Source organism: Aliamphritea spongicola, from assembly GCF_017051665.1.
GTDB lineage: Bacteria > Pseudomonadota > Gammaproteobacteria > Pseudomonadales > Balneatricaceae > Amphritea > Amphritea spongicola.
Map to the genome: position 1 here is coordinate 104,164 of NZ_JAFIDL010000009.1, position 25,110 is coordinate 129,273.

A 25,110-nucleotide genomic window follows, 5' to 3' on the forward strand; every position below is an offset into this window, starting at 1 on the left:
GGGGAACATAAGACCTTATACGTTCTGATCGACAATCAGACCTTCAGGAAAGAACTTTTTAAATACGCCTGCTTCAACGAGGCGCTGGTTCACTTCTGCAAACCGCTCTCCCACTTCATCAAGGCGCTGATTATAGTCTTCCAGGCTTTGAGAGACGGCAGCACTGTGCTCTTCCCGGTTGGTATTAAGCTCATCCAGTGCATCCTGTCGCCGAACAGCATCTGCTGCCTGTGACTCACGCTGAGCATCCTGACGGGCTGCCTCCTGCTCTTCTTCAGCGCGCTCTGAAGCTGCCTGATTCTCAGACAACTCTTCTTTTATCGCCTCTGCCCGACCGGCATCCTCACCCGCTGCTGCAACAGATGCCGATGCTTCCCCGCCAGACTCAGCGCCGGACGTCTCCTGAGTAGAAAGCTCAGCACGGGCCTGTTCAGCCAGTGCAGTTGCACGGGCAGCCACAGCACGGTCGGCCCCTGAAGGCTCCGCAACAGCAAGCGCTGCTCGCAAGACTATTTCAGCTTTCTCTAAGGTGGCTTTGGGATCATTGGGCACTGCGGAAGTATCTATACTCACTTCACCGGAGACAGCGTAAAGACGACCATCCGGCCCTTTCTTGTACTCATAACTCGGCGCCCCTGCATGAGGGCCGCCTACCGTAGCATGTGCCTGCTCATGCTGCCGAACCTCACGGTCACGGGTGGCTAACTGTTGTATCTGTTCATTTTCAAGCGCAGTTAGGTCTGCTTTTACAGCAGTCGCGCTACGCTGATCAGCACCAGCCTGGCCGGATGTGTTTTGATCAGCGGTATTTCTTTCAGCACTCTGGGTATCAGAACCGCTGACATCCGCAGATTTCGGGGTAGATGTATTTGGTGAAGACTCTGCAGAATGCAGGGAGACAGATGATCCGCTGACAGCAGGGTCCCTGGCTGAACGGACAGTATCATCCTGCCCGATACCGGTGTTATTACCGGTACTGGTGGATTGTATCTGAAGGCTATTTATATTGAGTTGCATACCTGCACCTCACTGGTCATACAAAACTGAATCAGACGCGGATGTCTATCAGTGTACCGAGCACTTCATCGGCTGACTGTACAACTTTAGTGGATGCAGCGGTCGCGTTTTTCTCAACAGTCAGATCAGCCAGCGCTTCATTAACATCCCGGCCTGTTGCTTCCTCCGGTGCCTGCGGTTTACCCGCTCCGGCAATATCAGACGCAGCTTTCTGTACACCGTCGAGGCCACGGTTTATGCCTAATACACCTGTCTGAAGAGCAGAGGATACATTCATGGTAACACCTCTAGGTTGATTGATCTTTGAAGCGACAGACTCACCTGTCGCCCTGTAAGTATCCGAACTGTACAGTAATTAATCAACCGATCAGAGCATCAATGTCCACAAATTGGGCAATGTTTTGTGGCGAGCAGTCATCAGAATATGGTACCTCAGCGATCAGCGGCGCGGAGAGCATACTCTTTAAGGTTTGCAGATTTTCTTCATAACAACTCATTTGCGGGTCAACCTGATTGGCAACCCATCCGGCCAGCGGTAAACCGTCTCTGACAATACTTTCAACCGTCAGCAATGTATGACTGATACAGCCAAGCTTCATACCCACCACCAGTACAACCGGGGTACTCAGCATTTTCGGAATATCAGCAATGGTCTGACGGTTATTCAGCGGCACCCGCCAGCCGCCGGCACCTTCAATCACCGCCAGATCTGCCGGCTGCAGCATTACGCCACGGCATAACGCAGCGATACGGTCCGCATCCAGTCTGCGCCCCACCTGTTCAGCAGCGATGTGCGGCGCGATCGGCGGCTCAAAAGCAACCGGATTAATTTGCTCATAGCTCAGCTTAACGCTTGCCGTTGCCTGTAACAGCAACGCATCTGAATTACGCAGCCCCTCAGGGGTATTTTCACACCCGGCAGCAATGGGCTTTACTGCAACGGTGGACAGACCTTTACGGTTAGCTGCTTCAAGAATACCCGCTGCAACTACGGTCTTGCCCACATCGGTATCAGTGCCTGCAATAAAAATACTTTTCTTTGCCATAACGGATCGTCTTAATTGTCAATTTTACTCAGGTTTACGTAATACAACGTAAGCCACTTCATAAGTAGCCGGCAGCAAACCATCATCACGCCGGTAGGCTTCATAAGCATCTCTGAATGCAAGTAAATGCCGCTTTCCGGTGAGCCCTTCAGGCCGGCCCGCACTCATATTATGTGCACCAATACGTTTCAGCTCATTCGTCAGGCCGCGCAGTTCCGGATACAAAAGCTGAACCGGTGCCACTTCAAAGCGGACTTCCTGAAGGTTACCGATACTGTTGCGTAACTGAGGGAGGGGCACAAATTCACTGACATGCTGATAAGCATCAACAGCTGCCCATGCAGCTCTCAGCTCGCAAAGACTTTCCGGCCCCAGAGTACTGAAGACAAACTGCCCACCCGGACGTAATACCCGATAAATTTCAGCAAACAGCCGGGACAGATTTTCACACCACTGAATGGCCAGGCTGGAAAAAATCAGATCAACGCTGCCACCGGCAAGCGGCAATGCTTCCGCATCGCCGCATACCCAGCGGATATTATCTGCCGCATGATGCTCCCTTGCATAACTCAGCATACCCGGTGCCAGATCAACCCCGGTCAGGCATTCAGGCTGAAGCCTGTCCATTAGCCGGGGGATGAAATAACCGGTGCCACACCCCAGATCAACAACCTGCCTGATTTGTTGCTCAGCTCCGGAAGGCACCATAGCCAACAGCTGATCACCCACCTGCTGTTGCAGCTTGGCATAGTTATCATAGCTGCTGGCCGCACGGCTGAATGACGTCGCAACTTCCTGCTTGGAAAACTGACTCATTTCAGGGATTCCTTTATCCGGGCAGCAAGCATCTGCGGATCTGACAACATAGGCACATGGGATGAACCTGCCAACACAGCCATAGCAGAGCCCGAAAGCTGCCGGAGATACTCAGCAACACTTGCCGGTGCCAGCGTATCGTGTTCACACAAAAAATGACTAACCGGAAGATCAGACTGATCCGCAGCACAGTAGAGCGCACGGTAATCCGCCTCGAGAATTTCCAGCGCAGTGCTAACAGCCGGATAATCAGGATCAGATACACTGCTGATCAGTGACTTCAGCTGTTTAAGATCCTGCCGGGCGGTTTCTGATCCCTGTACCTGAAGCATGGCGAAACGCTGCAAAGTTTTCTGTGGGTGAGTCTTAAAGGCATCACTGAACTGAGCGAAAGTGTCGGTATCCATCCCCGCCGCCCAATCTTCCCGAACAACAAAGCAAGGGCTTGTGCAGAGAGTCATTAATGAAGTGACATTGTCTCTGTAAGATTGCGCATAAGCCATTGCGACAATTCCACCCAGCGACCAGCCTAACCAGGCTGCCTGCGAGATACCGGCCTTCAGTAATTCATTATGAATCTCTGTCACCATACCTTTCAGAGTACAGTTTTCAGCATCACCCTTACTCAGACCGTGTCCCGGTAAATCAATCAGTACCAGTGAAAAGTCATCTTCCAGTAATGTACAAAGCGGCTGCCAGATCTCACTGTGCATTCCCCAGCCATGCAGCAGCACCAAAGTCGGTGCCTGATGCAACGGCTGACCGGCATAACTCAGATGCAACTTCATACCTTCACCTCACTGAGAGCCACCAGCAAACGGTCTACATCCGCTTCAGTATGACTGGCACTGAGAGTGACACGTAACCGTGCTTCATTCTTCGGAACGGTCGGCGGACGGATTGCAGTAATAAAGATACCTTTTGCTTCCAGTGCTGCACTCATCTGCATAGCAGTCTCACTGCAGCCAACCATAATTGGCTGAATAGGCGTCAGGGAATCCATTAAGGTTAACCCCATGGATTCGCAACCGGTACGGAACTGTGCAATCAGCGCCTGGAGCTTTTCCCGGCGCCATTCATCCTCACGCACCAGCTGCAGGCTGCGCAGGGTTGCGGCGGCAACGGCCGGTGGCATACTGGTGGTATAGATATAACTGCGGGCATGCTGAATTAAGGTTTCGATCAGCACTTCAGAACCGGCAATAAATGCACCGGCAGTGCCGAATGCTTTACCCAGTGTGCCCATCAGAATCTGAACATCATCCTGCCCTAACCCGAAGTGATCAACACTGCCCCGACCTTCTTTACCGATACATCCCAGGCCATGAGCATCATCCACCATCACCCAGGCATCCGCCTGCCGGCTAACTTCTGCCAGCTCAGGTAACGGTGCAATATCACCGTCCATACTGAATACGCCGTCCGTAACCACTAACTTACGGCGGGCTTCACTGCGCTGCAGACGGGTCTGCAAGTTAGCAGCATCGTTATGCAAATAACGCTGAAAACGCGCTCCGCTTAACAGGCCTGCATCCAGCAGAGATGCATGATTCACACGGTCCTCAAACACACCATCCTGCTTGTCCAGCAGCGCGGTTACCGCCCCGAGATTTGCCATGTATCCGGTTGAGAATAACAGTGCTCTGTCGCGGCCGGTAAACTCCGCCAGCGCCAGTTCAAGTTCATGATGTGCCTGACTGTGGCCATTAACCAGATGTGAGGCACCGCCTCCTACACCGTAAAGATTGGCGGCGTTCTGAAAAGCAGCGACAACATCAGGATGATTAGCCAGCCCCAGATAATCATTGGAGCAAAATGCCAGATAGTCTTTGCCATCCACTTTAATGTTTGGCGACTGGGGCGTTTGCAGAGTTCTGCGGGTACGGTAGAGTGAAGCCTGCTTACGCAGATTCAGTTCATCCTGTAACTGTGAGAATGACATAGTCGGACCATCAGAAACGGCCATGGCAGACACCATGGCCGGAAGAAATGCGTAAAATCAGGCTTCGTAGAAGAACGAATCGTCCTGCTGCTTTTGCAGCGACTGCATAATAACCTGCTCCTGAGTATCATCATTTTCACTGATACGCTGTTCAGGATTAATGCCCAGGCGTTTAAAGAGCTGCAGGTCGCGATGAGTTTCCGGGTTAGGGGTTGTCAGCAGACATTCACCATAGAAAATTGAGTTAGCCCCGGCCATGAAGGTCATCGCCTGCATTTCATCACTCATGCTTTCCCGGCCAGCGGACAGGCGCACATGGGAAGCCGGCATCATGATACGTGCAACCGCAATGGTACGGACAAAATCCAGATGATCCAGATCATCCACATTCTCCATCGGTGTGCCTTTTACTTTAACCAGCATGTTGATTGGCACACTTTCAGGATGTGTCGGCATGTTTGCCAACTGACGTAACAAACCGATACGATCGGTAGCAGTTTCACCCATTCCCAGAATACCGCCACTGCAGACTTTCATGCCGGATTCGCGAACATTATGCAGCGTATCCAGACGGTCCTGGAACGTACGGGTCGTAATAATCTTGTCGTAATATTCCGGAGACGTATCCAGGTTGTGGTTATAGTAATCCAGACCGGCATCCGCCAGACGCTCAGCTTTGCTCTGATCCAGCATGCCCAGTGTCATACAGGTTTCAAGGCCAAGCTTTTTCACTTCTTTAACCATTTCAAGTACATACGGCATATCTTTTTCAGCCGGATGTTTCCAGGCAGCGCCCATGCAGAAACGGGTTGAACCGGTTTCCTTCGCTTTACGGGCTTTTTCCAGTACCTTTTCAACCTGCATCAGGCGCTCTTTTTCAAGGCCTGTGTTGTAATGGCCACTCTGAGGGCAATACTTACAGTCTTCCGGGCAGGCGCCGGTTTTAATCGACAGCAGCGTACTTACCTGTACTTCATTAGGATTAAAATTTTCACGGTGAACAAGCTGTGCCTGAAACAACAGATCGTTAAAAGGCAGGTCAAATAAAGCCTGTACTTCGTCTTTGGTCCAGTCGTGTCGGATAGCACTTGATTGCTGCATACTGATGTCGGTCCTGTCACTTGATGAACGGTTGGAAAACAACCGCTTTTGGCAAGTGGCTAATGATAAACGGATAAGGAAATCTGTCAACTCATGTTACACAAACACAAAAACAACTGTTTATTTTTTAAACAGAATGTTTGCCTGATCTGCCAGCTTAAACATTCTGACCAATCACCAATATGCAGAGCCTGCCAAGTGGATTTGCCCTGGCTTGAAGAGCAGTGCGTGCGATGCGCGCTTCCGCTAAGTTCTGCAAATAATTACTGCCCGGCATGCCTGCGAAAAAAACCGGATTTTGACCAGGTATACTGCGCTTTCAAATACGCCTTTCCGGTTAACGCAATGATCCCACCGGGAAAATTCAGCAACCGTACCGATTATCTGTCCGCACTTAATCAACTTGCTCTGAAAACAATCAGCTTTATAACCTACCCTGACTGTCTGGTGCCCGTTCCAATGCATCCTAAGAAACTGCTGCAACGGGAATATAATCATGCCTGGTTGCTGGCTCAGGATATCAGCCGGACATTTAACATCCCGATAAGAAATGACATCCTGTATAAACGCATACACACCCGAAATCAGATTAACCTCAGTGCAGCCAAACGCCGACAAAATCTGCGTAACAGCTTTCAGTGCGTTAATAGCCCGCCACCTCACATCATGCTGGTTGACGATGTTGTCACGACAGGCACCACAACAAATATAATCAGCAAACTACTCAAACAGGCTGGCTGTAAACGGGTTGATGTTTTTGCGCTGACAAGAACTGATAAACCATCAGGTAAATAAAGTCATCATAAGCAGGTCTGTTTGAGGCTATAATTGCGCTTCGCTTAACCGGTCTGGACACCTGATAATGATTGCCGAACTCAACGTTAAACCAATTGCCATCATTCACAGTGGATTTAAAGAAAAGTTTGGTATTCCCCGCCAGCCAGGCCTGGCAACATCAATGACAGCCACGATTGAGTTGTTATCTGAATTCGCATCAGCTGAAGCAGTAAAAGGCCTCGAAACCTGCTCACATATATGGCTGGTATTTGTATTCAGCGCCTGTGTTGATAAAGGTTGGTCACCCAGTGTGAGACCGCCCCGACTCGGTGGTAACCAGAAACTCGGGGTTCTGGCATCCCGCTCCCCTTTCAGACCCAACCCTATCGGGCTTTCACCGGTAAAGCTGGAAGCAATCCGTATTGAAAGTAACGGCATCTATCTGGATGTCAGCGGCGCAGACTTACTGGATCAGACACCTATTCTGGATATTAAACCTTACCTGCCTTACAGCGACATTATTGAAGATGCCAGTTTTGAACTGGCTACCAAAGCAGAATCGCTGGATCTGGAGGTCAGATTCCATCCGGAAGCTGAAGCGGCCTTACATACTCACGCAACCCGCTTAAACGTACCTCTGGAGACACAGATTGAAGAGATTCTTCGTTGTGATCCCCGCCCGGCCTACCATAAGAACAAGCAGGATGAACGTATTTACGGCATCCGGTTACATGACCTGAACATTCGCTGGACGATTAATTCCGAGTATATTCAGGTCAGCGAAATTATACTGGATAGCTAGTTCTTTCTGCTGTCAGTGTCCCGGAGGTATCTATGTTATCTGCTCAACTGAAACCTGCACACAGGCTGATACGACAAGCACTTCTGTGTTGCTGTCTGATTACTCCGTCTGCTGCTTCCTTTGCAGGCAACAATGAGACTTCCGGCCCTGAAACAGCTGAACCATTCATTGAGCTGCAGCAGCTTTTGCAGATACTGGAGCAACAAAGCCAGATTCTGGAAAAAAACACAGCAGACTATATTCGCTGTATTGAACAGAATACCCGTGCCGAAACAGACAGCCTGCCTGAAATAGAAACACCGGAAATGATCACCAGAGAATGGCTCAGCCAGTTACTCAACAATCTGAGTGCCGGCGTAAACAGCAGCGAAACCTGTCAGTTTTTACTGGATGAGATACTGGAGAAGTTGCCACAAAGACCTCCGCTCAGTTCAGAAACCGACCAGAGCATCTGATAATACAGACATAAAAAAGCAGCACCAAAAGGTGCTGCAAAGGTCTACTCACTGTGGAGAACAGCGAACTGTTTAATCCTGATTACGGAATGACTTAGCCAGCCAGTAATCAACGCTCAGGTAACGGCCACCGCCGGTAAAGAACAGGCTTAGCAACATAATGAAATAAGTGATCGCAAACTCAATGCCGTTATTCAGAATAACCACAGATCCCCGGCCAGTCAGCCAGCCATAGTTACCATTTTCACGTAAAATCTCTTTCGCACGGGCCAGACGCTCTGACGCTTCCATTACCCGGTCGTTTGCCAGCCAGCTGCTTGCATCAGAAATTGCCAGCCAGCCATTATCAATGTGAACAGTGAACGCGGCTACCAGCATGGTGATCATCAGCGGAATGGAAATCCAGCGGGTTGCCAGACCAATAATCAGTAGAATACCGCCAAAGAACTCTGTACCTGCTGCCAGTGCTGCCATGACTTCCGGAAACGGCAGTCCCAGACCCCAGTCAGGGTTACCAAACCAGGCGGTGGTGTCTTCAAAATGAGAAAGCTTGTTATAACCGGCCTGCATCAGAACAGGTGCCAGATACAACCGGAGCAGCAAAGGCGCAATGCCATCTGCAAAACGGGTCTTATCCAGCAAGTTATGTACAGAGTTATAGTGTTTCACCAATTGGTTAGCCATAGAACATTCCTAGCTTCTAGTTATTGTTGGTACCTAAAATTATTTCTGACTGTCGCAGTTGTTCTAAAATGCTCAGGCCACCCTGCACAATCACTTCCGGATCAGGATGCGCCATTTCAGCAGCAATCTGTAACAGGGCATCACGCCCACTCAAATCAGTATCTTCAGCTAACAGGTGGAGCAACCGTGCGGTTAACGGATTGATCTCCATAAACTTCACCTGATCCTGATTATTCCGGTAAACCACAAGACAGGTAGGCGCTTCTGATTTTGCTTCAGGAATAAATGATTCACTGATGTGATGTACCGGGTACTCATACATCAGCGACCAGGCCAGCGGAGACTGAACAGGGTGCCCGCCAAGCAGATCACCATCCTGATCAATGTCACCCAGATCATCAGGGTCTTCAGCGGTATCCAGCGCCAGTTCAGCCCATTCATAATGCGCCAGGGCCGCTAAAAAAGGTAAATCTTCACTGCGCGCTTCGCGAACCTCAGAAACGTAAGTAACAAATTCCTGGGCTATCTCAAGAAAATAAGGTGTTTGGCAACGGTGCTCAATCAAAAAGTCACGGATCAGTTGCTGCCAGTAAGTCTCATCACACAGGCTCTTCAAAACCGGGAATCCGGAATTTACAAAGCCTGCCACATTGTTATAAAAGAGCTCGCGATAAATCTTCATGCGACGCTCTTCAACATCCTCCAGCGTAGCAACATGCTCCGGATCGCGGATCGTACCGGCAAAGCGGTACTGAAGATCAGTAAACTCCGGCTTAGGCGACTGCATGCTGAGCTCCCTTTGCTGAAGATAAGCGTGCAGCATCTGCCGCTTGCTGATAACCGCGAATCATATCGACTTCTTTCAGTAATTCTTGCATCGGCGGGATATTAAAATCACGTTCCAGCAATGTTGGAACAGTACCGAACCGGGCATAGGTGTGCTGCAGAATATCCCAGACAGGATCAATAACATCTGCCCCATGGGTATCAACAATCAGATCTTCTGCTTCGTTATAGTGACCAGCCACGTGAATGTAACTGATTCGCTCACCGGGTACCTGATTCAGGAACTCAATCGCGTCATAACCGTGGTTGATGCTGTTAACGTAAATGTTATTCACATCCAGCAGCATATCGCAGTCTGCTTCCTTCAATACTGCAGTGAAGAACTCCATTTCAGTCATTTCTGAACCGGGCGCCGCATAGTAGGAAATATTTTCCATCGCGATACGTTGCTCCAGAATGTCCTGAACCTGACGGATACGTCCGGCAACATAATGTACCGCTTCTTCGGTGAACGGTATTGGCATCAGATCATAAAGATGCCCGTCATCACTGCAATAACTCAGATGCTCGGAATAGCCTTTCATATTATGCTCAGCCATAAAGACCTTAAGCTCCTTAAGGAACTCTACATCCAGAGGTGAAGGGCTACCGATTGAAAGAGATAAACCATGAGCAACAAAGTCATACTGTTCAGTGTACCGGCGGAACAGCTTGGCAAACCGGCCACCTAAGCGCATCCAGTTTTCCGGAGCAACCTCCAGAAAATCAACCCGACCGGACCCGGCCTCAGCCAGCGAGTCGCCCATGCAGCGGCGGAACCCAAGGCCTGCACCTTCAATCTGAAATGCCTGATTAGTCATGGTTTATCCTCTCTTCGTAAATATAACCCCTCTGCTATGAAGTAAAGCTGATAAAGCTCAGCTTTACTTCCCGGAGGGGTCACTTAAGCGGTATCAGGTATTAACCTTCAACGATTGGCTTCTTCTCTCCGCCACACTTACCTTCGCCGCACTTGCCTTCTTCAGCTTTTTCAGAAGAACCGCCGCACTTACCTTCGCCGCACTTACCTTCTTCAGCTTTCTCAGAAGAACCGCCGCACTTACCTTCGCCGCACTTGCCTTCAGAAGACTTCTCAGAAGAACCGCCGCACTTACCTTCGCCGCACTTGCCTTCTTCAGTCTTTTCAGAAGAACCGCCGCACTTACCTTCACCACACTTACCTTCTTCAACTACTTTCTTAGCAGCTTCAGCTAACTGGTAACCGGAGGTCAGTTCCTGCGCAGCAAATGGGTTTTCAGCAGCAGTAACAGGCATTGAAGCAACACCGGCCAACAGAACAGCACCAACAGCAGCAGTAATCGGCTTAATTGTAGTCTTAGTTTTCATAGTTCACCTCGGGTTTACAGATATCGTCGTATGGATTTAGTTTAACAACACTTTGATATTAAAAGCATTATAAGAGCGGACTGCGAATACCTATTCTGTGTCCTTCTCTGAGAATGAGTTCACTATAATTTTCCAATCTGAAATTAAACTGAAAAGCCTGAAGAAAAATATTAAGGGATAAAAATCAGTAGTCTGCATGCCGTCCGCCCAGCCGGTTTCGGAAACTGCTTTACGCACATAGAATGAATATGAAGAGAAAAACTCCGGCTTACGCCATAAGCTGATGTTATGCAGGACGGGGAACAGACATAAAAAAGCCCTGCAGTGCAGGGCTTTTAATTGTTAAATGAAAATAACGCTTAACTCTCTGGCTGAACTTCAGATCCGGTTGTTGGCTCAGCCGGTACTGAGAGCGTTAACCGATCACGGTTCTTAGCAAAAATACTGTCACCAATCCCCTTAACATCTTTAAGCTGCTCAAGATTGGTAAAACCACCAAGCTTCTCACGGTAAGTAACGATGGCAGCCGCCTTCTTGGCTCCCACACCATTCAGTTGACTGGCAAGCTGAACAGCACTGGCTGTATTGATATCAAGCTGATGATTGTCTGCATATGAAAAAGCAGATACGAGAAGAGCAAACGAAACCAGAACGGATTTTAGAAATGTCCATTTATACATATTAAGCATCCTTGCATAATAATTAGTCGGACTTTAAAAGTAGCATACTTCGTCCGTCTTATCCAAACAGCCGTTTACAAATCAACCCGCTAAACCGGATTAAGCTAAACCAGCCAGTTCCTGCTGAATATTAATCAAAGCGGTTTCAGGTGCATCTGCCTGGGTAATCGGACGGCCAATCACCAGATAACTACTACCGGCAGTAATCGCCTGAGAAGGCGTCATAATTCGCTTCTGATCCCCCGCATCGGCGTCTGCAGGCCGGATACCAGGTGTTACCAGTTTAAAGTCAGACTGAATAATTTCCCGCAGAGGCTTAACCTCCTGAGCCGAACAGACTACGCCGTCCATTCCTGAACTTTCCGCCAGCAGTGCCAGTCTTTTTACCTGATCCAACGGTTCCATATCCAGGCCAAGCTCAACCATGTCGCTGCGCTCCATACTGGTCAGCACAGTAACAGCAATCAGCAGTGTTTCTGCGCCGTTCACTTTCTCCAGTTCATTCCGGGCAGTTTCCATCATACTGCGACCACCGCTAGCATGAAGGTCAACCATCCATACTCCCAGTTCAGCCGCAGCGCGAACGGCTTTTGCAGTGGTATTAGGAATATCATGGTATTTAAGATCAAGAAAAACATCGAAGCCCATGCCATGCAGCTTTTCCACCATACCGGGACCTGCCCGGGTGAATAACTCCTTGCCTACTTTGACGCGGCACAGATTTGGATCAAGACGCTCAGCCATCGCCAGCGCAGCTGCCTGCTCCGGATAATCAAGGGCTACAATAATTTGCTTTTTGCTCATCAGCTTCTCTTACATCAAGTGAATATGTTATTCGCCTTCAAGGCCCTGAATAGGCTTGGTTGTTCCCCAGCTCTGACATGAAGGACACTGCCAGAGCAAACTTTTCCCAGAAAAACCACAGCGGTGACACAGATATACAGGCTTACTCTGCTCAAGTTGTCCGGTGAGCCCCCTGAGCACAATCAGGCTTTCATTCGTTCCTTTGGCCGCATGGGCGATATATAAATCAATCAGCCGGTTAAAGCCTTTAACTGCAGGCCGCTTCTTTAACTCATCGGTGATAAATGTGCCTGCCGGATAAGCCCCCTGCTTTTCCAGAATTATATCTGCCAATGCCAGCATAACGGATGTCGACGGGGTATTAGCCAGACACTGCTTTAAATAAGCTTCAAACTCTCCTGTACGGTTTAGTTCGTCATAACAACGCTTCAACAAATGAACAGTTTCTGAAACAAATACAGGATCCTGCTGGGAAACGGCTTTAAGATCTTTTATAGCAGCACGCCAGTTTTCCTGTTGCATTTCCATTTGTGCACGCAGTAATGAAACCCTTACCGCATTACTGTCATAGTTCAGTGCCTGAGACAGACGTACACGGGCCTGCTTATACCTGTGCTTCCTGATATCTTCCGTCGCCAACTCGCAACAATAGTGACTCAGCTCCGTCTGGATCTCCCTTGTTTCATTCACAGCTAACTGACGGGCTATTTGCAATGCCTTTTGCCATTCCTGTTCTTTTTCGTAAAGCTTTGTCAGCAACGTTAGAACTTTTTGACGAGGCTCTGCTGGCGGATTCTGCTGATTAATTTCAAGCAATAACTTCTCTGCCCGGTCAAGCAAACCGATAGCAAAGTAATCTTTTGCCAGGGCAATCTGGATACGCAGAAAATCGTGCCGGGAAAGATCAGGCCTTGCGAGCAGGTTTTGGTGTATCTGAATTGCCCGGTCAACATCCCCTTTTCTGCGAAACAGTTTTGCCAGGGCTATATGGGCTGGAAGGGTGTCAGAGTTAATCTCTAATGCACGGATGAAGCTATCAATTGCTTCATCCGTTTTTTCACTGAGCAGGTAATCAAGACCTGCAAAATATTCTCGCTGTAGCGCCCCTGGAGGCTTTTCCTGAGGGACTGTCTTACGTAATCGCCCGAGCATCCACCCCAGAGCAACTGCTATAAAAAACAGCCCTATTAACAGCAGGTCTGACATATCAGGCACTTTGTTTCAGAGACGCCGTTCTTAGTCGGTCCAGTTCCTGATTAGCAGCATTCATTTTGCGATTTGCCGCGTTTAGCCGTGCCTTTAGCAGCATCATACCAACACCTGTTGCCAGAATGCCGGCGAAACCACCAAGTACAAAACTCGCCATAAGCCACAGGGACAGGCTTGCTTCAGGCAAGGTTACAAAAAATAAATCGATCACCACATCATCAGTATTCAGCCAGGCAAAGCCAATACCGACAACCAACGCAATTACACACAACATCACGATGATCAGATATTTTAACCAACGCATTACTATCCCCTGAATAACTCAAAAACGCAGCGTTTTATTGCTGCGTCAGACTGTTGTTTACCTGCTCGCGCAAATCTTTGCCCGGTTTAAAATGAGGCACATATTTCGCTGACAATGCGACCGAATCTCCGGTTTTTGGATTCCGGCCAACACGAGGCGCACGGTAGTGTAAACAAAAACTACCAAAACCTCTAATCTCAATCCGCTCACCTTCAGACAAAGACTCTGTCATATGATCCAGCATGGTTTTTACCGCCAGTTCTACATCTTTGATAGAAAGCTGCTGATTCTGATCTATCAGTTGCTCGATCAGCTCTGACTTGGTCATAGCTCTCCTCCTGCATTGATATCATGTTGTATTGAAGCATCTAATGAACAGACTGCTAAACAGACCTTTTGGCTAAGTCTATTTTTTCTTATCCATCTGCGCCTTTATTAAATCACCGATCGTTGTTGGCCCACTGCCTCCAACATCCTGATTCGATATGGCTTCCATTGCCTCTTTTTCCTGATGTTTTTCTACCTGCTTAACCGACAATCCTAAATATCTGTTACGCCGGTCAATCTGAATAACCAGAGCCTCAAGGGTATCCCCTACCCGGAAATGATCCTGCAACTGATCAATTCTGTCGCGGCTGGCTTCAGCAATTTTAATAACACCGTCCACCCCTTCAGCAAGGGTAACAATCAACTGGCGGGGTTCAATATTACTGACCGTACCAGTAACCACTGCACCTTTGCGTACATCTTCAATGTACATTGAAAACGGATCGCCGGATAACTGACGGACACCCAGTGAGACTCTTTCCCGCTCAGCGTCGACAGCCAGAACAACCGCATCCAGACTGTCACCTTTCTTGTACTGTTTTACCGCTTCTGAGCCATCTTCATCCCAGGAAAGATCTGACAGGTGAACAAGCCCGTCAATACCGCCATCCAAACCAATGAAGACACCAAAATCAGTAATCGACTTAATAACACCGGATATCTGGGTACCTTTGGTATGGGTATGCGCAAAGGTATCCCACGGATTCTCTTTACATTGCTTCATTCCCAGAGAAATACGGCGTTTCTGAGCATCAATGTCGAGTATCATAACCTCGACTTCATCATTAACCTGTACCACCTTGGACGGATGGACATTCTTATTCGTCCAGTCCATTTCAGAGACATGCACCAAACCTTCGATACCTTCCCTGATCTGGGCAAAGCAGCCATAATCTGTCAGGTTTGTTACTTTCGCCTTTACCCGGCTCCCCACAGGAAATGCTTCACTGAACTCATCCCAGGGGTCTGCTGTCAGCTGCTTAAGCCCCAGCGATACCCGGCTTTTTTCTTTATCAAAGCGTAAAATCTGAACATCCAGCTCATCGCCTATGGTCAGCAGCTCGCTGGGGTGCCGAATACGCTTCCAGGCCATGTCCGTAATATGTAACAGACCATCTACACCGCCCAGATCAATGAACGCACCGTAGTCGGTCAGGTTCTTCACGATGCCTTTAACCCGCTGCCCTTCTTCCAGAGTGGCAAGCAGCTTCTCACGTTCCTGGTTATAAGCCGTTTCAAGCACCGCCCGACGGGAAACGACGATGTTGTTTCGTTTCGCATCAAGCTTCACCAGCTTAAATTCAAGTTCCTGATTTTCGATATGAGAAGTGTCCCGGACGGGACGGATATCCACCAGAGAGCCCGGTAAAAAAGCGTTGACGGAATTTACACTGACAGTAAAGCCACCTCTGACCTTACCGGTAATCCGACCGGTGACAATTTCGTCATTGGCATAAGCCTGCTCAAGCACCTGCCAGGCTTCGTAGCGCTTGGCCCGCTCTCTTGAGAGCTGGGTTTCACCGTTACCATCTTCAAGAGATACCAGTGCAACCCTTACCTCATCACCCACAGCAATGAGTAACTCACCATTATCATCAAGAAATTGTTGCCGGGGTATGATCCCTTCTGACTTAAGTCCTGCATTGACTGTGACATAGTCACCGTCAATCGCCATTACCACACCGGTGACAATCGTCCCGGGGGTCATATCGATTTCTTTTAAACTCTGTTCAAACAGTTCAGCAAAACTTTCATTCATACCCCTCAACCCCGCAGAATGGTCGTTAGCGCAGGCCTTTATGCCTGGCTTGCTCCAGCACCTCCGCCAAGACTTCATCAATACTCATGGTTGTAGTATCGAGCTTAATAGCATCTTCAGCTGGTTTTAACGGCGCTACTGAACGGCCCATATCCCGTGCGTCACGCGCCCTGATATCCTCTGTGATTGCTTGAAGACTAGCACCCAGTCCCTTATTTATCAACTGGTTATATCTGCGCTTCGCACGCTCTTCAGCACTCGCTGTCAGATAGACTTTAAGCATAGCATCCGGGAATACAACTGTGCCCATATCACGACCATCAGCAATCAGCCCGGGCTCGGCAACAAAGGCCCGCTGACGCTCCAGTAACGCATCCCGAACCGGACCGAGCGCAGCAACCTGAGAAGCATCTGCGCCACATTCTTCAGTACGGATAGTATCGGTGACCTCCTCACCCTCAAGGATAATTTGCACATCACCGGTCTGAGCAGTTAAAAACTGCACATCCAGATGCGCAGCCAACACCACTAGCGCAGCTTCATCATCCAACGCAACACCATGATGACGAGCTGCCAGTGCAACCAGACGGTACAGTGCACCACTGTCCAGCAATGACCAGCCCAACTCCCGGGCCAGTAAACTGCATATTGTGCCCTTACCTGAACCGCTGGGACCGTCTACCGTTATAACCGGAAATTCCTGAGTCATCAGACATCCTCCTTACGGATGTTCAGGCCAAGCTCCTGTGCTAACTCTACAAAGTTCGGGAACGAGGTTGCGACATTATTACATTCACGAATTTCAATGTTTTCTGAAGCACGCAGAGAAGCAATACTGAATGCCATCGCGATACGGTGGTCATCGTGACTCTGCACCACACCACCTTTCAGCTGGCTCTTGCGAATGATTGCACCGTCAGGCGTACCTTCCACATCAGCACCCAGAATTTTCAGACCATCAACCATTGCCTGAATGCGGTCGCTTTCCTTAACCCGTAATTCTTCCGCACCACTAAGAACTGTTTCACCTTCTGCGCAGGCAGCAGCAATAAAAAGCGCCGGAAACTCATCAATCGCCAGCGGCACCTGATCTTCAGGAATATGAATACCTTTCAGTGGCGCATAACGTACCCGAATATCAGCAACCGGTTCACCGCCGACTTCACGTTCGTTCAGCATTTCAATCTGTGTGCCCATCAGGCTCAGAATGTTAATAACACCAATCCGGGTAGGGTTGATGCCAACATGCTCAAGAACCACATCAGAATCAGGTGAAATCGCAGCAGCAACCATGAAAAAAGTCGCCGAAGAAATATCAGCAGGCACATCAATGTTGGTTGACTGCAGGCTACCGCCACCCTGCAGATCAATTTCACCATTGTTGGCATTAACGCTGTAACCAAAGCCCTGCAGCATCCGCTCAGTATGATCACGGGTAGGCGCAGGCTCAGTCACCCGGGTTGTACCGTCTGCATACAGGCCTGCCAACATCAGGCAAGACTTAACCTGCGCACTGGCCATCGGCATTGCGTAATCAATGCCTTTCAGCGCCTGACCACCTGTTACTTTAACAGGAGGGCAACCGTTTTCACCGGTTTCCACTTTCGCCCCCATTAACCGCAGAGGAGCAGCTACCCGCTCCATCGGACGTTTGGTCAGGGATGCATCACCTGTCAGTTCAGCATCAAATGCCTGCCCAGCCAGCAACCCTGACAACAGACGCATTGATGTACCTGAGTTACCTACATACAGAGGCCCAGGCGGCTGACGTAGACCGTTCAGACCAACCCCGTAAATTTTTACTTCACCCTGATGCGGGCCTTCAATGACCACGCCCATGTCTCTGAATGCTTGCAGTGTGGCAAGGCTGTCTTCACCTTCCAGAAAACCACTGACATGAGTAACACCATCAGCCAGGGAACCCAGCATAATAGAACGGTGAGAAATTGACTTATCACCAGGTACACGTACCTGACCTTTAACCTGTCCGCCAGGCTGTAAATGAAATACGGTTTCTTTTGTAGTAGTCATATCGTTTGCGTAGGCTGAGCCTGATAAAATCTTGGAAAAATGTTCGCGAGCCGCCTTTGCCCGGGTAAACACCCCTAACATAGTTCGGCTGTCTTCAGTTTCGATCGCCTGACGTAACTGCGCCAGACCCTCGGTAAATTCATCTATCTTACTTAAGATTGCGGCCTTATTGGCTATGCCAACATCATGCCACATGGTCGGATCACTGGCGGCAATCCGGGTAAAGTCCCTGAAGCCACCGGCGGCGTAACGGAAAATATTATTCCGTTCCTGTTCCTGGGAAAGCGTGTCCACCAACGAAAACGCCAGTAAGTGCGGTAAATGACTGGTGGACGCCAGCACCTCATCATGCCGGTCAACAGGCATACGTAACACTTCCGCACCAACCATTTGCCACATACGACTGATTAAAGTGACTGCATCAGCATCACTGTCTGGCAAAGGGGTAATAATTACTTTATGAGATTTAAAAAGGCCCGAATCTGCTGCAGCGACGCCACTTTTTTCAGAACCAGCAATCGGATGTCCAGGTATAAATCGCGCTGGCATTTTGCCATAAATTGCTTCGGCCGCACGAACAACATTACCCTTTACGCTACCCACGTCTGTAATAACAGTTGTCTCTTTCAGCACCGGCTTTAATTCCGCCAGTACAGACTCCATTACTTTTACCGGAACAGCCAGAACAATGACGTCAGCCTTCGCCGCAGCCTCCACCAGAGAGTCCGCAATTTCATCAATAACACCCAGGCGTATACCTGCAGCTAATTCATCAGGGTTCCGGTCATAGCCGATTACTGTCTGACACAGGCCTCGTTCACGTAGAGCCTTTGCCAGTGAACCGCCAATCAACCCCAATCCAATCACAGCAATGCGCTGCGCTAAAAAACCACTCACAAATTTAAAACCTTCTGCAACGCATCCAGACAACGCTGATTTTCTTCAGGCAAACCAACGGTAATACGCAAATGATTGGGCAAACCATAATTAGCAACAGGGCGCACAATCACGCCTTCCTGTAATAACCCCTGATAAACGGGAGCGGCATCCTGGCCGCAATCAAGGGTAATAAAATTGCCGACGGAAGGAATCCAGCTCAATCCTAATGAGGCAAAACCCTGTTCCAATTGCTGCATACCCTGCGCATTTAAACTCACACTGCGCTGTAAATGCTCTTCATCACCCAAGGCCGCCACTGCCGCCGCCAGGGCCAGAGAGTTAACATTAAACGGCGGCCGCACCCGATTGAGCAAATCGGTAATTTCCGGAGTTGCAACCGCATAGCCAACCCGCATCGCTGCCAGACCATAAGCCTTCGAAAATGTTCGGGTAACAATGAGATTCTTGAACGTTTTTTGTAATTCAAGCCCGTTGGGAAAGTCTGACTCCGCAACATACTCTGTATATGCTTCATCCAGCACCACCAGCACGTCCTCGGGTACCTTCTCCAAAAAGCTCTGCAATGCCGCTTTACTCAGCCAGGTACCGGTAGGATTATTCGGATTGGCGATAAAGATCATTCGGGTTTTTGCCGTTATCGCACCAGCCATTGCATCGAGATCATGCCCCCAGTCCCGGGCAGGTGTCACCGCACCTTTTGCACCACTGGCCTGCGTCACCAGCATATAAACAACAAACGCATGGGCTGAATAAATAACTTCATCGCCCGACTGCAAAAACACCCGGCCAAGCAGTTCAAGAACGTCGTTTGAACCATTCCCTAAAGTAATGCTGTCAGCGGCAATTCCAAAGCGTGCCTGCAACGCTGCCTTCAACGCAAAACCATTCGCATCCGGATAGCGGCTCAGATCAGCCAGCTCAGTATTTATCGCACGGCTGACTGCACTGCTCGGCCCCAGCGGGTTTTCGTTACTGGCCAGCTTAATACTGTCAGTGATTCCCAGCTCCCGCTCTAGCTCATCAACAGGCTTACCGGGCTGGTAAGGGTGCAGATCCTTAACGCCGGGAACTGCAAGCTTATAAAAGTCACACGCCATGAATGTTTTCTCTTCAGTCACTGGATAACTGTCAGATAACAGCAATCGGGTAAGATCCCAGTAATTTAAGTTCCACAGAATCAGCAATCAGTGCATTGAGAACCGTCTGCACACCCGGATCACTGAAATGTCCTTCGAAATCGATGTAGAACATATATTTCCAAGCTTCCTGCCCCGCAGGACGGGTTTCAATCCGGGTCAGACTGATATCTGAAGCATGGAAATGCTGTAACAGCTCATACAAGGCTCCAGGCTTGTTCTGCGCAGTCACCAGGATCGACGTTTTATCATTACCGCTCTTGCCAACTTCCTGATCACCGATAATCAGAAAACGGGTTGAGTTATCCGGCTGATCTTCGATATTCCGGGTAATCACATTCATCTGATACAGATCCGCTGCCATTTCACTGGCAATAGCGGCCACTTCAACGCCTTCTTCAGCGGCACGGCGTGCAGCTTCAGCATTGCTGCTGACTGCAACCCGCTCAACTGACGGAAAATGACTGTCCAGCCAGCTGCGGCACTGGGCAAATGACTGCTGATGGGAATAGATACGCTTAATACCGCTGATATCGTCAGCATTCTTACGTAACAGGTGATGATGTACCCGTAACTCCACTTCACCGCAGATTTGCAGATTAAAGCGTTTAAACAGATCCAGCGTATGATTAACCATACCCTCGGTAGAATTTTCAATCGGCACAACACCGTAATGTGCACTGCCGGCTTCAACCTCACGGAAAACTTCATCCGTTGAATTGAATGGTGCACCCTGCGCGGAATGGCCAAAGTGCTTGGTGACAGCTTGCTGAGTAAAAGTACCTTCAGGCCCCAGATAAGCAACCCGCATAGGCTCTTCCAACGCCAGACAGACCGACATCACCTCACGAAATAAACGGGCAACTTCTTTATCAGGCAGCGGCCCTTCATTTCGCTCCATTACCCGGCGCAGTACCTGTGCTTCACGCTCAGGACGGTAAAAAACAGCATCACCGGCCTGATACTTTTCTTTAACCTCAGCGACTTTCTGAGCACAGCGGGCACGATCATTCAGCAACTGGTGCATCTGACGATCAATACTGTCGATCTGATCGCGTAATACTTTTAATTCTGCTTCCTGATTACTCATCTTTTACAGCAACCTCTTATTATTCTTACCCTAAGCTGATTAACCATGGGCCTCAGCAAAGTCTTGCATGAACTCAATCAAAGCATCGACTGCCGCTTCAGGCACAGCATTATAAATACTCGCCCGCATACCGCCAACTGAACGGTGCCCTGCCAGATTTAACAGGCCGGCTACAGTCGCTTCATTCAAAAACTGCTTGTCCAGTTCAGGTCTGGCCAGTATGAAAGGTACATTCATACGTGAACGCACGGCCAGGTCGACAGGGTTAGAGTAAAACGCACTGTTATCAATATAACCGTACAGTTTTTCAGCCTTCAGATCATTCAGGCGGTCCATTGCAGGAACACCGCCCTGCTCCTTCAGCCATTCAAACACCAGCCCGGCCAGGTACCAGCCAAAGGTTGGGGGTGTATTTAACATGGAATCAGCATCAGCAATCGCTTTATAGCTGAACAGGGTTGGGGTTTTATCAACTGGAGCCTGTAACAGATCGTCGCGGATGATAACAACTGTTAAACCCGCCGGACCGATATTTTTCTGCGCTCCGGCATAAATCATTCCGAAACGGCTGACATCCACTGGGGCAGATAAGATATTCGACGACATATCAGCCACCAGCGGCACATCACCAGTCTCAGGAATGTAATCGAACTCAACACCGCGGATCGTTTCATTCGGCGTGTAATGCACATAGGCGGCATCAGGATCCAGTTTCAGCTCACTCTGTGCCGGAACACCGGTAAAGTTGGAATCTTCTGTACTGCCGGCCACATTCACATTTATATAGCGCTTAGCTTCTTTAATCGCCTTAGACGACCAGTCGCCGGTATTAATATAATCCGCGCTTGTTTTTGTTCCCATCAGGTTCATAGGGATCATGCTGAACTGGCTGGTCGCCCCGCCCTGCATAAACAGCACCTGATAATTGTCAGGAATATTCATCAAGTCACGCAAATCCTGCTCGGCCTTTTTTGCAACCCCTACGTATTCAGGACTGCGATGACTCATTTCCATTACTGACAGTCCCATTCCCTGCCAGTCGAGTAACTCTGTTTGCGCCCGAAGCAGAACATCTTCAGGCAATGCCGCCGGACCGGCGCTGAAATTAAATTTGCGTGTCATGGTCATTATTACAACTTTTCTTTTTTACACTGTTTCCGAAGGATCTTCTCTGAGACCTTTTAAAGGCTTTTTCAGCCTCATAATTAAGTATCTGCCTAAAATAAAATGTGCGGCTTAAGCCGCACATTTTGATCCATCAGATATTATGCTTCATCGTTCTCAGACGAATCAGCCGATGCACCAGCTGCCGGCTCGGTATCAGCAACAGCTTCACCGTCACCTGCGGCATCCTGCACATCACCTTCCAGCTCATCGCTCTCAGGCTCTTCAATACGTGCCACACCAACAAGGCTTTCATCTTCTGCAATCCGGATAACCCGAACCCCCTGTGTATTCCGGCCCAGCACTGAAATTTCATCACTGCGGGTCCGTACCAGGGTACCCTGATCACTGATCAGCATGACGTCATCGCCTTCAAACATCTGTACTGCACCGGCAAGATCGCCGTTTCGTTCAGTACACTGCATTGCAATAACACCCTGACCACCACGGCCATAAGTCGGGAAGTCTTCAACCAGCGTCTGCTTACCAAAACCATTGATACTGGTTGTCAGAATCCGACCACCTTCCTGAGGAATGATCAGCGCAATAACGTGAGCATCATCCGCAAGTTTGATACCACGTACACCACGGGCAGTACGGCCCATCGGACGCACATCACCTTCAGCAAAGCGAATAGACTTACCCTGGTTAGACATCAGCATCACTTCTGCTGTGCCATCGGTAATCGCTGCACCAACCAGAGAGTCACCTTCATCCAGCGCCAGTGCAATCAGACCGGAAGAACGCGGACGGGAGAAGTTTTCCAGTGGCGTTTTCTTAACCGTACCGGCAGCTGTTGCCATGAACACATAGTGATCATCTGCATATTCATTTACCGGCAGAATAGTGGTAATCCGCTCACCTTCAGACAGAGGCAAAATATTAACCACTGGACGGCCACGGGCTGTACGGCTTGCCGGCGGGATTTCATAGACTTTCAGCCAGTAAACCTTACCGAAGTTGGTAAAGCACAAAATCGTATCGTGGGTGCTGGCAATCAGCAGCTTTTCAACGAAATCTTCGTCTTTAACCGCTGTAGCAGACTTACCCTTACCGCCCCGGCGCTGTGCCTGATACATTGTCAGCGGCTGGGTCTTGGCATAGCCACCATGAGAAATGGTAACAACCATATCTTCTTCAGTGATCAGATCGGCAACGGTCAGATCCTGCTGAGACGCTGTAATTTCTGTACGGCGCTCATCACCGTATTCTTCAACAACCGCTTCAAGCTCTTCACGGATAACTTCCATCAGACGCTCGGCGCTGTTCAGAATTTCCAGCAGCTCTGCAATTTTTTCCAGCAGCTCGCGATATTCACCGATCAGCTTGTCGTGCTCCAGACCAGTCAGACGGTGCAGACGCAGTTCCAGAATTGCCTGAGCCTGTACCGGCGACAGGAAGTACTGACCATCACGCATGCCATACTGAGGTTCCAGATCTTCCGGACGGCAGGCGTTTTCACCGGCACGTTCCAGCATCGCCGTCACATCGCCCAATTCCCAGGAGCTGGCCAGCAGGCGCTCTTTAGCGTCCGCAGGGGTCGGAGAGGTTTTAATCAGCTCAATGATCGGGTCGATGTTCGCCAGCGCGATCGCCAGACCTTCAAGAATATGGCCACGCTCACGGGCTTTACGTAATTCGTAAACCGTACGGCGGGTAACAACTTCACGGCGATGACGTACGAAGCACTCAAGGATGGACTTGAGATCCAGGGTACGCGGCTGACCATCAACCAGCGCCACCATATTAATACCGAATACGTTCTGCAGCTGAGTCTGGGCAAACAGGTTATTAACAATAACCTCAGCCACTTCACCACGGCGTAACTCAACCACGATCCGCATGCCGTCCTTATCAGACTCATCACGCAGCTCGGTAATACCTTCGAGCTTCTTTTCTTTTACCAGCTCGGCGATTTTTTCAATCAGCCGTGCTTTGTTCACCTGATACGGAATCTCAGTAAAGATGATCGACTCTTTACCGTTCTTCTCGTTTTCTTCAATGTGGTGTTTGGCACGGATATAGATCCGTCCACGCCCGGTGCGGTAAGCCTGCAATATACCTGCGCGACCATTAATAATGGCACCGGTCGGGAAGTCTGGCCCCGGAATAAATTCCATCAGCTCATCAATTGACAGATCCGGATTATCAATCAGCGCGATACAGCCACGAACAACCTCTGACAGACTGTGTGGCGGAATGTTAGTCGCCATACCAACGGCAATACCGGCAGAACCATTCACCAGCAGTGCCGGCACACGGGTCGGCAGAACTTCCGGGATCTGTTCGGTTCCGTCATAGTTCGGAACGAAATCTACGGTTTCCTTGTCCAGGTCCGCCAGTAAATCATGGGAAATTTTCGCCATGCGTATTTCGGTATAACGCATTGCCGCCGCTGAGTCACCGTCAACGGAACCGAAGTTCCCCTGACCGTCAACCAGCATATAGCGCATGGAGAACGGCTGTGCCATCCGTACAATGGTGTCATATACAGCACTGTCGCCGTGAGGGTGGTATTTACCGATTACATCACCAACCACACGGGCAGACTTTTTATATGCTTTATTCCAGTCATTACCCAGTTCGCTCATGGCAAACAGTACCCGACGATGCACCGGTTTCAGGCCATCACGGACATCAGGTAAGGCACGTCCCACGATTACACTCATGGCGTAATCAAGATACGACTGCTTCAGTTCATCTTCGATGTTAACTGGCAGAATTTCTCTGGCTAAATCACCCATAATAGCTTTGGCTATCCTTGAATCAGACTGCTGAGAATTAATGGATCAGGGTATACAGTTACACCCCTGATCAGAACCGCCGAAGTATACCATAAATATGCAGCAATAATCCCGCAAAATTAAGACCTTGAGCCATACCTGATCGATCCA

At 49.4% G+C, this 25,110-nt stretch carries 26 protein-coding genes; 3 read left to right on the plus strand and 23 right to left on the minus strand.

The window, feature by feature from the left end; all coding sequences use genetic code 11:
- Positions 1-15 precede the first annotated feature (15 nt).
- The 7 genes from JYB63_RS20230 to bioB all read right to left on the minus strand — a co-directional run bounded on the left by JYB63_RS20230 (position 16) and on the right by bioB (position 5,922).
- Positions 16-1,017, minus strand: coding sequence for a putative metalloprotease CJM1_0395 family protein (locus JYB63_RS20230; RefSeq protein ID WP_205659746.1), 1,002 nt, complete (start codon positions 1,015-1,017; stop codon positions 16-18).
- Positions 1,018-1,048: 31 nt separating this feature from the next.
- Positions 1,049-1,294, minus strand: coding sequence for a hypothetical protein (locus JYB63_RS20235; RefSeq protein WP_205659747.1), 246 nt, complete (start codon positions 1,292-1,294; stop codon positions 1,049-1,051).
- A gap of 82 nt (positions 1,295-1,376) precedes the next feature.
- Positions 1,377-2,063, minus strand: coding sequence for a dethiobiotin synthase (gene bioD, locus JYB63_RS20240; protein ID WP_205659748.1), 687 nt, complete (start codon positions 2,061-2,063; stop codon positions 1,377-1,379).
- A gap of 24 nt (positions 2,064-2,087) precedes the next feature.
- Complete coding sequence (gene bioC / locus JYB63_RS20245) at positions 2,088-2,879, minus strand: malonyl-ACP O-methyltransferase BioC (protein ID WP_205659749.1); 792 nt, start codon at positions 2,877-2,879, stop codon at positions 2,088-2,090.
- Positions 2,876-3,667 (minus strand): alpha/beta fold hydrolase, encoded by a 792-nt coding sequence (locus tag JYB63_RS20250; protein ID WP_205659750.1) that lies wholly within the window; start codon positions 3,665-3,667, stop codon positions 2,876-2,878. The genes bioC and JYB63_RS20250 overlap by 4 nt, the downstream gene beginning before the upstream one ends.
- A complete protein-coding gene (gene bioF, locus JYB63_RS20255; protein WP_205659828.1) occupies positions 3,664-4,821 on the minus strand; it encodes an 8-amino-7-oxononanoate synthase in 1,158 nt (385 codons plus the stop codon). Before bioF ends, JYB63_RS20250 begins: the two co-directional genes overlap by 4 nt.
- Positions 4,822-4,878: 57 nt before the next feature.
- Positions 4,879-5,922: a biotin synthase BioB gene (gene bioB, locus JYB63_RS20260; protein ID WP_205659751.1), complete on the minus strand. Its 1,044-nt coding sequence runs from the start codon at positions 5,920-5,922 to the stop codon at positions 4,879-4,881.
- Between the two features lie 93 nt (positions 5,923-6,015).
- Between bioB and JYB63_RS20265 the strand changes: the two genes are divergently transcribed.
- The 3 genes from JYB63_RS20265 (at position 6,016) to JYB63_RS20275 (ending at position 7,956) form a co-directional block, all read left to right on the plus strand.
- The gene (locus JYB63_RS20265; protein WP_205659752.1) at positions 6,016-6,717 is read left to right on the plus strand and encodes a ComF family protein; all 702 of its coding nucleotides are present in this window, start codon (positions 6,016-6,018) and stop codon (positions 6,715-6,717) included.
- 67 nt (positions 6,718-6,784) lie between these two features.
- Complete coding sequence (tsaA, locus tag JYB63_RS20270; RefSeq protein ID WP_205659753.1) at positions 6,785-7,501, plus strand: tRNA (N6-threonylcarbamoyladenosine(37)-N6)-methyltransferase TrmO; 717 nt, start codon at positions 6,785-6,787, stop codon at positions 7,499-7,501.
- 32 nt (positions 7,502-7,533) lie between these two features.
- Complete coding sequence (locus JYB63_RS20275) at positions 7,534-7,956, plus strand: hypothetical protein (RefSeq protein WP_205659754.1); 423 nt, start codon at positions 7,534-7,536, stop codon at positions 7,954-7,956.
- Positions 7,957-8,028: 72 nt separating this feature from the next.
- Here JYB63_RS20275 and JYB63_RS20280 read toward each other — a convergent pair whose 3' ends face one another.
- The 16 genes from JYB63_RS20280 to gyrA form a co-directional block, all read right to left on the minus strand.
- Positions 8,029-8,640 carry an HvfX family Cu-binding RiPP maturation protein gene (locus tag JYB63_RS20280; RefSeq protein WP_205659755.1) on the minus strand — a complete coding sequence of 204 codons (612 nt, stop codon included), beginning with the start codon at positions 8,638-8,640 and terminating at the stop codon, positions 8,029-8,031.
- Positions 8,641-8,656: 16 nt separating this feature from the next.
- Positions 8,657-9,427 carry an HvfC family RiPP maturation protein gene (locus JYB63_RS20285; RefSeq protein WP_205659756.1) on the minus strand — a complete coding sequence of 257 codons (771 nt, stop codon included), beginning with the start codon at positions 9,425-9,427 and terminating at the stop codon, positions 8,657-8,659.
- Positions 9,414-10,286 carry an HvfB family MNIO-type RiPP peptide maturase gene (locus JYB63_RS20290; RefSeq protein WP_205659757.1) on the minus strand — a complete coding sequence of 291 codons (873 nt, stop codon included), beginning with the start codon at positions 10,284-10,286 and terminating at the stop codon, positions 9,414-9,416. The genes JYB63_RS20285 and JYB63_RS20290 overlap by 14 nt, the downstream gene beginning before the upstream one ends.
- A gap of 100 nt (positions 10,287-10,386) precedes the next feature.
- Positions 10,387-10,812 carry an HvfA family oxazolone/thioamide-modified RiPP metallophore gene (locus JYB63_RS20295; RefSeq protein WP_205659758.1) on the minus strand — a complete coding sequence of 142 codons (426 nt, stop codon included), beginning with the start codon at positions 10,810-10,812 and terminating at the stop codon, positions 10,387-10,389.
- 359 nt (positions 10,813-11,171) lie between these two features.
- Positions 11,172-11,492 carry a ComEA family DNA-binding protein gene (locus JYB63_RS20300; protein ID WP_205659759.1) on the minus strand — a complete coding sequence of 107 codons (321 nt, stop codon included), beginning with the start codon at positions 11,490-11,492 and terminating at the stop codon, positions 11,172-11,174.
- Positions 11,493-11,591: 99 nt separating this feature from the next.
- Positions 11,592-12,296, minus strand: a complete 705-nt coding sequence (pyrF, locus tag JYB63_RS20305) for an orotidine-5'-phosphate decarboxylase (protein WP_205659760.1) — start codon at positions 12,294-12,296, stop codon at positions 11,592-11,594.
- A 27-nt stretch (positions 12,297-12,323) separates the two neighbouring features.
- Positions 12,324-13,502 carry a lipopolysaccharide assembly protein LapB gene (lapB, locus tag JYB63_RS20310; RefSeq protein WP_205659761.1) on the minus strand — a complete coding sequence of 393 codons (1,179 nt, stop codon included), beginning with the start codon at positions 13,500-13,502 and terminating at the stop codon, positions 12,324-12,326.
- 1 nt (position 13,503) lies between these two features.
- Positions 13,504-13,809 carry a LapA family protein gene (locus tag JYB63_RS20315; RefSeq protein ID WP_205659762.1) on the minus strand — a complete coding sequence of 102 codons (306 nt, stop codon included), beginning with the start codon at positions 13,807-13,809 and terminating at the stop codon, positions 13,504-13,506.
- Positions 13,810-13,843: 34 nt separating this feature from the next.
- Positions 13,844-14,137, minus strand: a complete 294-nt coding sequence (locus tag JYB63_RS20320) for an integration host factor subunit beta (protein ID WP_205659763.1) — start codon at positions 14,135-14,137, stop codon at positions 13,844-13,846.
- 78 nt (positions 14,138-14,215) lie between these two features.
- Entirely contained in the window at positions 14,216-15,895 is a 1,680-nt protein-coding gene (gene rpsA, locus JYB63_RS20325; protein ID WP_205659764.1) for a 30S ribosomal protein S1, read from the minus strand.
- A gap of 25 nt (positions 15,896-15,920) precedes the next feature.
- Entirely contained in the window at positions 15,921-16,604 is a 684-nt protein-coding gene (gene cmk / locus JYB63_RS20330; protein WP_205659765.1) for a (d)CMP kinase, read from the minus strand.
- Positions 16,604-18,823 (minus strand): bifunctional prephenate dehydrogenase/3-phosphoshikimate 1-carboxyvinyltransferase, encoded by a 2,220-nt coding sequence (locus JYB63_RS20335; RefSeq protein ID WP_205659766.1) that lies wholly within the window; start codon positions 18,821-18,823, stop codon positions 16,604-16,606. The genes cmk and JYB63_RS20335 overlap by 1 nt, the downstream gene beginning before the upstream one ends.
- Positions 18,820-19,923, minus strand: coding sequence for a histidinol-phosphate transaminase (gene hisC, locus JYB63_RS20340; protein WP_205659767.1), 1,104 nt, complete (start codon positions 19,921-19,923; stop codon positions 18,820-18,822). Before hisC ends, JYB63_RS20335 begins: the two co-directional genes overlap by 4 nt.
- Before the next feature lie 31 nt (positions 19,924-19,954).
- A complete protein-coding gene (gene pheA, locus JYB63_RS20345; RefSeq protein ID WP_205659768.1) occupies positions 19,955-21,052 on the minus strand; it encodes a prephenate dehydratase in 1,098 nt (365 codons plus the stop codon).
- A gap of 39 nt (positions 21,053-21,091) precedes the next feature.
- Positions 21,092-22,174: a 3-phosphoserine/phosphohydroxythreonine transaminase gene (gene serC, locus JYB63_RS20350; RefSeq protein ID WP_205659829.1), complete on the minus strand. Its 1,083-nt coding sequence runs from the start codon at positions 22,172-22,174 to the stop codon at positions 21,092-21,094.
- A gap of 143 nt (positions 22,175-22,317) precedes the next feature.
- The gene (gene gyrA, locus JYB63_RS20355) at positions 22,318-24,960 is read right to left on the minus strand and encodes a DNA gyrase subunit A (protein WP_205659769.1); all 2,643 of its coding nucleotides are present in this window, start codon (positions 24,958-24,960) and stop codon (positions 22,318-22,320) included.
- Positions 24,961-25,110: the final 150 nt, after the last annotated feature.